This window comes from Pseudactinotalea sp., from assembly GCF_048594945.1.
Taxonomy (GTDB): Bacteria; Actinomycetota; Actinomycetes; order Actinomycetales; family Beutenbergiaceae; genus Pseudactinotalea.
Genome location: NZ_JBMDXJ010000299.1, coordinates 1 through 6063, shown reverse-complemented (window position 1 = coordinate 6063; position 6063 = coordinate 1). Strand labels below are relative to the sequence as shown.

Annotated in this window: 8 protein-coding genes; 2 read left to right on the top strand and 6 right to left on the bottom strand. The window is 68.3% G+C overall.

The features are described from left to right. Positions 1-336 precede the first annotated feature (336 nt). The 4 genes from ACOJSN_RS13205 to ACOJSN_RS13190 all read right to left on the bottom strand — a co-directional run bounded on the left by ACOJSN_RS13205 (position 337) and on the right by ACOJSN_RS13190 (position 2860). Entirely contained in the window at positions 337-1431 is a 1095-nt protein-coding gene (locus ACOJSN_RS13205) for a radical SAM protein (RefSeq protein ID WP_420112963.1), read from the bottom strand. A 13-nt stretch (positions 1432-1444) separates the two neighbouring features. Then, entirely contained in the window at positions 1445-1978 is a 534-nt protein-coding gene (locus ACOJSN_RS13200; RefSeq protein ID WP_168088976.1) for a class IV adenylate cyclase, read from the bottom strand. Between the two features lie 223 nt (positions 1979-2201). Further along, positions 2202-2417 (bottom strand): hypothetical protein, encoded by a 216-nt coding sequence (locus ACOJSN_RS13195; RefSeq protein ID WP_420112962.1) that lies wholly within the window; start codon positions 2415-2417, stop codon positions 2202-2204. 212 nt (positions 2418-2629) lie between these two features. Then, complete coding sequence (locus ACOJSN_RS13190) at positions 2630-2860, bottom strand: hypothetical protein (protein ID WP_420112961.1); 231 nt, start codon at positions 2858-2860, stop codon at positions 2630-2632. A 125-nt stretch (positions 2861-2985) separates the two neighbouring features. Here ACOJSN_RS13190 and ACOJSN_RS13185 point away from each other — a divergent pair, with 125 nt between their 5' ends. Then, positions 2986-4329, top strand: a complete 1344-nt coding sequence (locus ACOJSN_RS13185; protein WP_420112960.1) for a helix-turn-helix domain-containing protein — start codon at positions 2986-2988, stop codon at positions 4327-4329. Here ACOJSN_RS13185 and ACOJSN_RS13180 read toward each other — a convergent pair. Further along, entirely contained in the window at positions 4307-4840 is a 534-nt protein-coding gene (locus tag ACOJSN_RS13180) for an NUDIX hydrolase (RefSeq protein ID WP_420112959.1), read from the bottom strand. The two genes, ACOJSN_RS13185 and ACOJSN_RS13180, sit on opposite strands and share 23 nt — an antisense overlap. 182 nt (positions 4841-5022) lie before the next feature. On the opposite strand from ACOJSN_RS13180, the gene ACOJSN_RS13175 reads away from it, so the two are divergent. Further along, a complete protein-coding gene (locus ACOJSN_RS13175; protein WP_420112958.1) occupies positions 5023-5301 on the top strand; it encodes an NUDIX domain-containing protein in 279 nt (92 codons plus the stop codon). A gap of 105 nt (positions 5302-5406) precedes the next feature. Here ACOJSN_RS13175 and ACOJSN_RS13170 read toward each other — a convergent pair whose 3' ends face one another. After that, positions 5407-5940, bottom strand: a complete 534-nt coding sequence (locus ACOJSN_RS13170; protein ID WP_420112957.1) for an NUDIX hydrolase — start codon at positions 5938-5940, stop codon at positions 5407-5409. Between the last annotated feature and the right edge of the window lie 123 nt (positions 5941-6063).

Below are 6063 nucleotides of genomic sequence, written 5' to 3'. Positions count from 1 at the left end.
CTGCGGTGCTCCTGCACGTATCGTCCCGGGCGCACCCCCCGCAACGCCAACCGGGTCCCCTCCGGACCGGCTTGCGGCGGTGCCCACGCGCCGGGTCGCCGGCGCCCGGGAGCAGGCCCCGCCCGGCTCGGCCGGATGCCTCCCGTGCGCCTGACAGCCCTGCGTCGGGCGCCCGTTCGGACCTTCGGGCAGCCGGCGCAGCTATGAACATGCCGCTCACCCCAGCACCATGGGGCACCAGGTCTGGCAATCGAGGTCAGCTCGCTGCCGGACCACCCCCTCCGCCAAGGTCATGGGTGGTCCGGCGCTCATGGAGTTGTCAGGGCGTGCCGTCGATCACGCGGCGGCACCGTACTGGCTGGTCAGCCGCCGGACTTCGGCATCCTTGAAGGCTTGCACCTCTTCCACGATCCCGCTCTTCGACAGCTCGGCCACGGGGATGCAGAGGTCCATCCGTTGAATGCAGACGCCGACCATGTACTCCCCCTGGTCGGTGAGGTAGAGCCGGACGCCGTAGTAGCCCTCTTCGCAGTCCGTGTCGTTGTTGAAGCGGCACGACGCGCAGGTTTCCGGGAGTCGTACCGGCAGCAGCCGCTTGACATAGACGGCCCGGCTACCGAGTGCCCGGTAGAGGGTGCGCTCGTCGGAGGTGCCGGCGGTGAACGTCCGAAGCACCGGTTCCGCACCAACCCGGACCAGCACTTCGGAGATCGCCGCGATCGACTCCGCTCCGTCCTGGATGCTGGTGAGCATCCGCACGTCCGCGAACTGTCCGTACGACTCAACCAGGTTGACGACCCGGTCCACGTGGGCCATCCCAGGAACAACGATGTTCACGGAGACCTTCACCCCGTTGGCCACGGCGGCCCGGATGGTCTGCTCCGCCGCACGGATCTTCGTCTCGGCCAGGCCCGCCGACGTGAAGCGCTTGGACTGTACGGCCTGGAGCTCTTCGGCGGTGGTGCCGAAGACGGAGACGTTGACCCGATTGAGGCCGGCCACCGAGCACTCCGGCATCACCTGCCGACCGCGCTCCCCGTTGCTGGTCATCCCGACGCTCAGCCCCATGCCGGTGAGCGCCGAGACCAGCGAGGGCACCTCCGTGTGAAGGGTGGGTTCGCCTCCCGTGAGGTGAACCTCGCTGGCGTTGAACGCCCTTGCGACGGTCCGCACCGCCCGCCTGAAGAACACGTTCGGGGCCATCTTCGCGGAGAGGAAGTTGACGCCGTTCGTCTCGCTGTAGATCGACACGCGGCCGGCCTTGCCCGGTCCCGCGACGAAGGGCAGCAGAGCGCGGCCCTTGTTGTCGGCGGTGACCGGCGTTCCCTCGTTGTGGCAGAACGTGCAGGCCAACCCGCAGTCGTCGATCACCTTGACGCGGATGGTCCTGTCACGGACAACCCGGACCGCCGTGCGTTGGGTCGCTGACAAGGCGTGTCTCCTGTCACTCGAACGTGAGCCGGGGGATCGCTTCGATGTCGATCCCGTACCGGCGGTAGACCTTGGTCGTGTTCTCGCTCGTCAGCTCGGCCAGGGAAAGTCCGAGCGTGAGCGCCGTCGCGTGGACGTGATCCGCGCTGTCCCCCTCGATCTCCAGGTACGGGGGGATCAGCGGCCACTCGTCGATCTCGATGGCCGCGCTCCCCAGCGTCCAGGAGGACCGGCGATTCTCCTGGTACGCCTTCGGCCGGTAGCCGAGCTTGCCGAGGAGCGTGTTCGTGGCGTCGAAGTCGCCGACGCTCGTCTCCGTTTCGGTCACGCCGTCGATCGCGTCGGAGTGGATCTCCTTGACGCAGAGCGTGACGTCGGCGCCGGTGTCACGCAGCCGGACCCACGCTCCGGGCAGGTCGGGGATGTCGTAGACGTAGCGACGCTGGAAGCGGTCGATCACGTGCTCGGCCCCGGCCTCCAGCAGGAGTGCGCGGATCTTCTCCGGCTCGACATTGAGAATCTTTGCTTCGAACTCAGTTGCAGTCATCGGATGTTGCCCTCTTCGATCCGAGGTTTCGGGATGTGCGAGCGCACGATAACGACGCTCGCGTCAGCCACCTGCCGCCGGCGTCCGGGAGGGCGGGCCCCGCCCGGCTCGGCCGGACGCATCCTGCTCCATCGGCAGCAGTCCTCCGGGGCAGGTGCGATCCGGCGGCCGTGGCCCCGTGCGCGTCGACAGTCGCGCGTCGGCCGTCGGCCCGCCGCATTGGTCAGTGAAGGACCACGCGGAGAAGCCCGTCGCGTCCAGCCACGAGCCGTGCCCGAGTCCGCGTGACGTGCACGGGCAACGTGGCGCCCAATACGTAGAGGTTGCCGTCGGCGAACTCCAGAAGTCTGCGCCCACCCGCGACGCGTCGCACGTTCGTCACCGTGTGCGGGTTCCCGCCGATCATGATCACGTCACCGGGGCGGACATTGTCGCCCACCGTTCGGACGGTCCGACTCGTCGAACCCTTCATTGCGCCTCCAGGCGTCCTTGGTCCCGCACTGCGATGGCGACGGACGGGGTAGGGGCGATCCGCCCCTACGGGGCGGATCGGATCAGGCGCATTCGTGGCTGGTGGGACCCGCCGCGCCGCAGGGGCATCGGTGGAGCAACCGGCGAGGGTGCAGCAGGTGCACCGGCCGCACGCGCGAGTCACAGTCCGATGCGGCTGTGCCGGTTCCGCGCGGCCAGGCGTGTGCTCAGTTCCTCCCGTGTCCCGGGCGGCACCACTTGCGCGGGCAGAGCCTCCCACTCGATGCCGCCGCCGATCGGTCGCAGCTGCACGCGGCCGCCCACCTCGCCCATCACGATGCCGCCGCGTCCGGTCGCACGATCCACGGCCGGTTCACCGATTCCGGGTCGTGTCTGCTGGTTGTTCGTCATGCACATCAGGCTCTCGAATCGTCGGCACCTCGTGGAAGGCCATGTTGGTTACCCAACTTGGTTAATATGGTGCGAAGTCGGTGCCCAGTGGCGTTTCGTATCTCTGAGCTGTGGGAGCCAGCCCGATGATCGAGTCATCTCGCTCACCAGAGTTGCCTGCTGGGCTCCTGATGCATCCTCAGATGATCGCGGCATGCCGCGCCCGTGACTTCTCTGCAGTGTTCCGAATTGTCAAGACCCGAGCGGGCATCTATCCCTCGATGATCGCGCGGCGGTGCGACCTCACCCCGAGTCGTGTCGGCGAAGTCTTGTCAGGTCGGCGTCAGTTGCTCCACATGGATGTCATCGAGCGCATCGCCGATGGATTACGGATCCCTGGGCACATGCTCGGATTGGCGCGGCGGGAATGGGAAACCCCCGTCGGACTCCGGGATGCGGTAAAGGAGCAACCTCGACCCGCCCTGCCCGTATCATCGCCTTCTGCGTCTTTGCCGGGCCCGGAGGTCGAAGGCATCATCGCCCTCACCGCCCGGCCCGCCCCGACCCCTTCCACGCTCCTCGCGCTGCGTGCCAGTATCGAGGACTACTGGCGGCGGGACGATCAGCACGGAGGCGAGACGTTGCGGCCTGCTGTCGTCGGGCAGCTCCGCTACGTTGTCGGGTTGCTCAACGGGACAAGCCTCGGGGCCATCCGGCACGATCTGCATGGCGTGGCCGCCGAGCTCGCGCGCCTCACAGGGTGGATGTACTTCGATGCTCGGCAGTACACCCGAGCCCGTTCGTACTTCACGGAGGCTTTGCGCTTCGCCCGGGAGATCGACGACCGGGAGTTCACGGCCAATGTCCTGGCCTGCATGAGCTTGCAGGCTACGTACCAGGACCGGCCAGGGGACGCGCTGGCATTGGTCAACGCGGCTCAGGACGAGGCCCGCGCGGCGGTCGGCACCACTCCCCACGTGCTGTCGATGTTGTCGTTGCGGGAGGCGTTCGCGCAGGCGACTCTCGCCAGCCACGCCGGTACGCACGCGGCCATTGGTGAGGCACGTCGCCAGTTCGAGCGGATCAAGGGCAGCGACCCCGACCCCCCGTGGGTCACCTACTTCGACGAGGCGAAGCTCGTCGTTGATACCGGTATCGCACTCGGTCGACTCGGTGAGGCTGCGACTGCGGAGCCCTTGATCGCCGATGCCTTGAGGCGGGCGAGCGGCACCAACCGGAGGGGGCGCGCGTTTCACGCGTTCTGGCTGGCCCGTACACAACTCCAGCTCGGCAAGCTGGATCATGCGTGCCAGACGGCGACGGAAGCGCTGGAGCCCGCTGCCTCGGTCGGTTCGGAGCGGGTGGCCGGGCACCTACGCGAGTTCTACGACGAGCTGGCCCCGCATCGGCGGGAGCCCGCAGTGCTGGCTTTCGAGTCACGGCTGCGTGATCTTCTTCCAGCTCGGGTCAGCGCATCCCGGCGTCCATGAGCACATACAGCAGGCCGACGAGAGAGCCACTGCTCACGATCTCGCGGCGGTCGATCATGCCGCGGACGTCCGCCAGCGGGATCCACTCGATGCAGTCGGACTCGTTCTGCTCGGTGGGAGGGCCGACGTACGTGGCCCCGTCGGCACGGAACAGATGGTGTTGCGAGTCGGTGATCCCGTTGGCCGGCTCTGCGTAGATCAACGGTCTCATCGGCCCGGGCCGCCATCCGGTCTCCTCCATCGTCTCTCGTGCGGCGGCCTCGGCGGGACTCTCCCCGGCCTCGACCAGGCCCATGGGCAGTTCCCACGCCCACGCATCCGTGACGAAGCGGTGCCTCCACATCATCAGAATCTTCTGCTCGTCGTTGATCACGGCGGCCACTGCCAGATGACGGAGTTTGACGACGTGGTACTCCCAGCGACGTCCGTCCGGCTGCTCCACGTCGGTCAGCCACAGGTTGACCCATTGGTTCTCATAGATCGGACGTTCACCGTGGATCTTCCACTGCATCGCTCCGCCCCTCTCGTCGACGCCCAGCATCGCAGAGGGAGGCCGGCCTGGTGGCCGGGCCGGCCCCTGTTAATGTCAGGTTGACGAAAATTGTGCCCCCTCTGTGACCGCAGAAACCCGAACGAGTGGGAGTACGTCCCGGCCCGCGGCCGTGAGGAGAGTCCGCGGCTGCATCGAGCCCGTTGCCGGTCGGCCTTCATGCACAACCCGCCGCTGCACGAGGTGAGCGGGGACGCGTCCTGCTCCAGCGACGACTCGACAACGACCTCTGGGCGCTTCCCGGCGGTGGCATGGAACTCACCGACTCGCTTCCGGGAACGGCCGTCCGCGAGGTGAAAGAGGAGTCCACGGAGCTCCGCTTCGTTCCTCCGGACCAACTGGAGCACCTGCCGATCCACCACACGCAGCGACTGCGGCTGCGCCACTTCCTGGAGCACCGCCACCGGCCGTACCTCGGGTGACCCCTGCCCGAGCCTCGTCCGGCCCGCGCCCTTCCGCGTCTGCGGGGCGGAGAGGCCGTCACACCGGTGAGTGCGTCGCGGTCGAGCCGCGTCACCGTCGTGCGGTCAGCGGAGCCCTTCGTCCATCAGGAGGTACAGCAGGCCGACGAGAGAGCCACTGCTCACGATCTCCCTGCGGTCGATCATGCCGCGGATGTCCGCCAGCGGGATCCACCCGATCCGGTCAGACTCGTTCTGCTCGGTGGGCGGGCCGACGTACGTGGCCCCGTCGGCACGGAAGAGGTGGTGCTGCGAGTCCGTGATCCCGTTGGCCGGCTCCGCGTAGATCAGTGGTCGCAGCGAGCCGGGCCGCCACCCGGTCTCCTCCAGCGTCTCGCGCGCGGCGGTCTCAGCCGGCGTCTCGCCGTCCTCCACCAGGCCCATCGGCAACTCCCAGGCCCAGGAGTCGGTGACGAAGCGGTGCCGCCACATCATCAGCACCTCGCGCCGTTCGTTGACGACGGCGGCCGCCGCCAGATTCCGGAGCTTGACGACGTAGTAGTCCCGGCGGGCCCCGTCCGGCTGCTCCACGTCGGCCACCCACAGGTCGACCCACGGAGTCCGGTGGACCGGACGTTCCCCGTGCTGCTTCCACCTCATCGCCGCCCCCTGCGCTCGCCCCGGGGACAGCGTAGCGGCGCGTCCGTCCGCTCCGCTGCGCGCGCCGCTCGCACAACGAGCGGGCCGGGCCGCGGCGGGCCGGTGCTGCGCCCGCCGGGCCGG

What these genes read in the sequence shown, in the direction of transcription:
- ACOJSN_RS13200 (WP_168088976.1), bottom strand. Translation starts at nt 1,978, where the DNA reads ATGACTGCAACTGAGTTCGAAGCAAAGATTCTCAATGTCGAGCCGGAG.
- ACOJSN_RS13190 (WP_420112961.1), bottom strand. Translation starts at nt 2,860, where the DNA reads ATGACGAACAACCAGCAGACACGACCCGGAATCGGTGAACCGGCCGTG.
- ACOJSN_RS13185 (WP_420112960.1), top strand. Translation starts at nt 2,986, where the DNA reads ATGATCGAGTCATCTCGCTCACCAGAGTTGCCTGCTGGGCTCCTGATG.
- ACOJSN_RS13180 (WP_420112959.1), bottom strand. Translation starts at nt 4,840, where the DNA reads ATGCAGTGGAAGATCCACGGTGAACGTCCGATCTATGAGAACCAATGG.
- ACOJSN_RS13170 (WP_420112957.1), bottom strand. Translation starts at nt 5,940, where the DNA reads ATGAGGTGGAAGCAGCACGGGGAACGTCCGGTCCACCGGACTCCGTGG.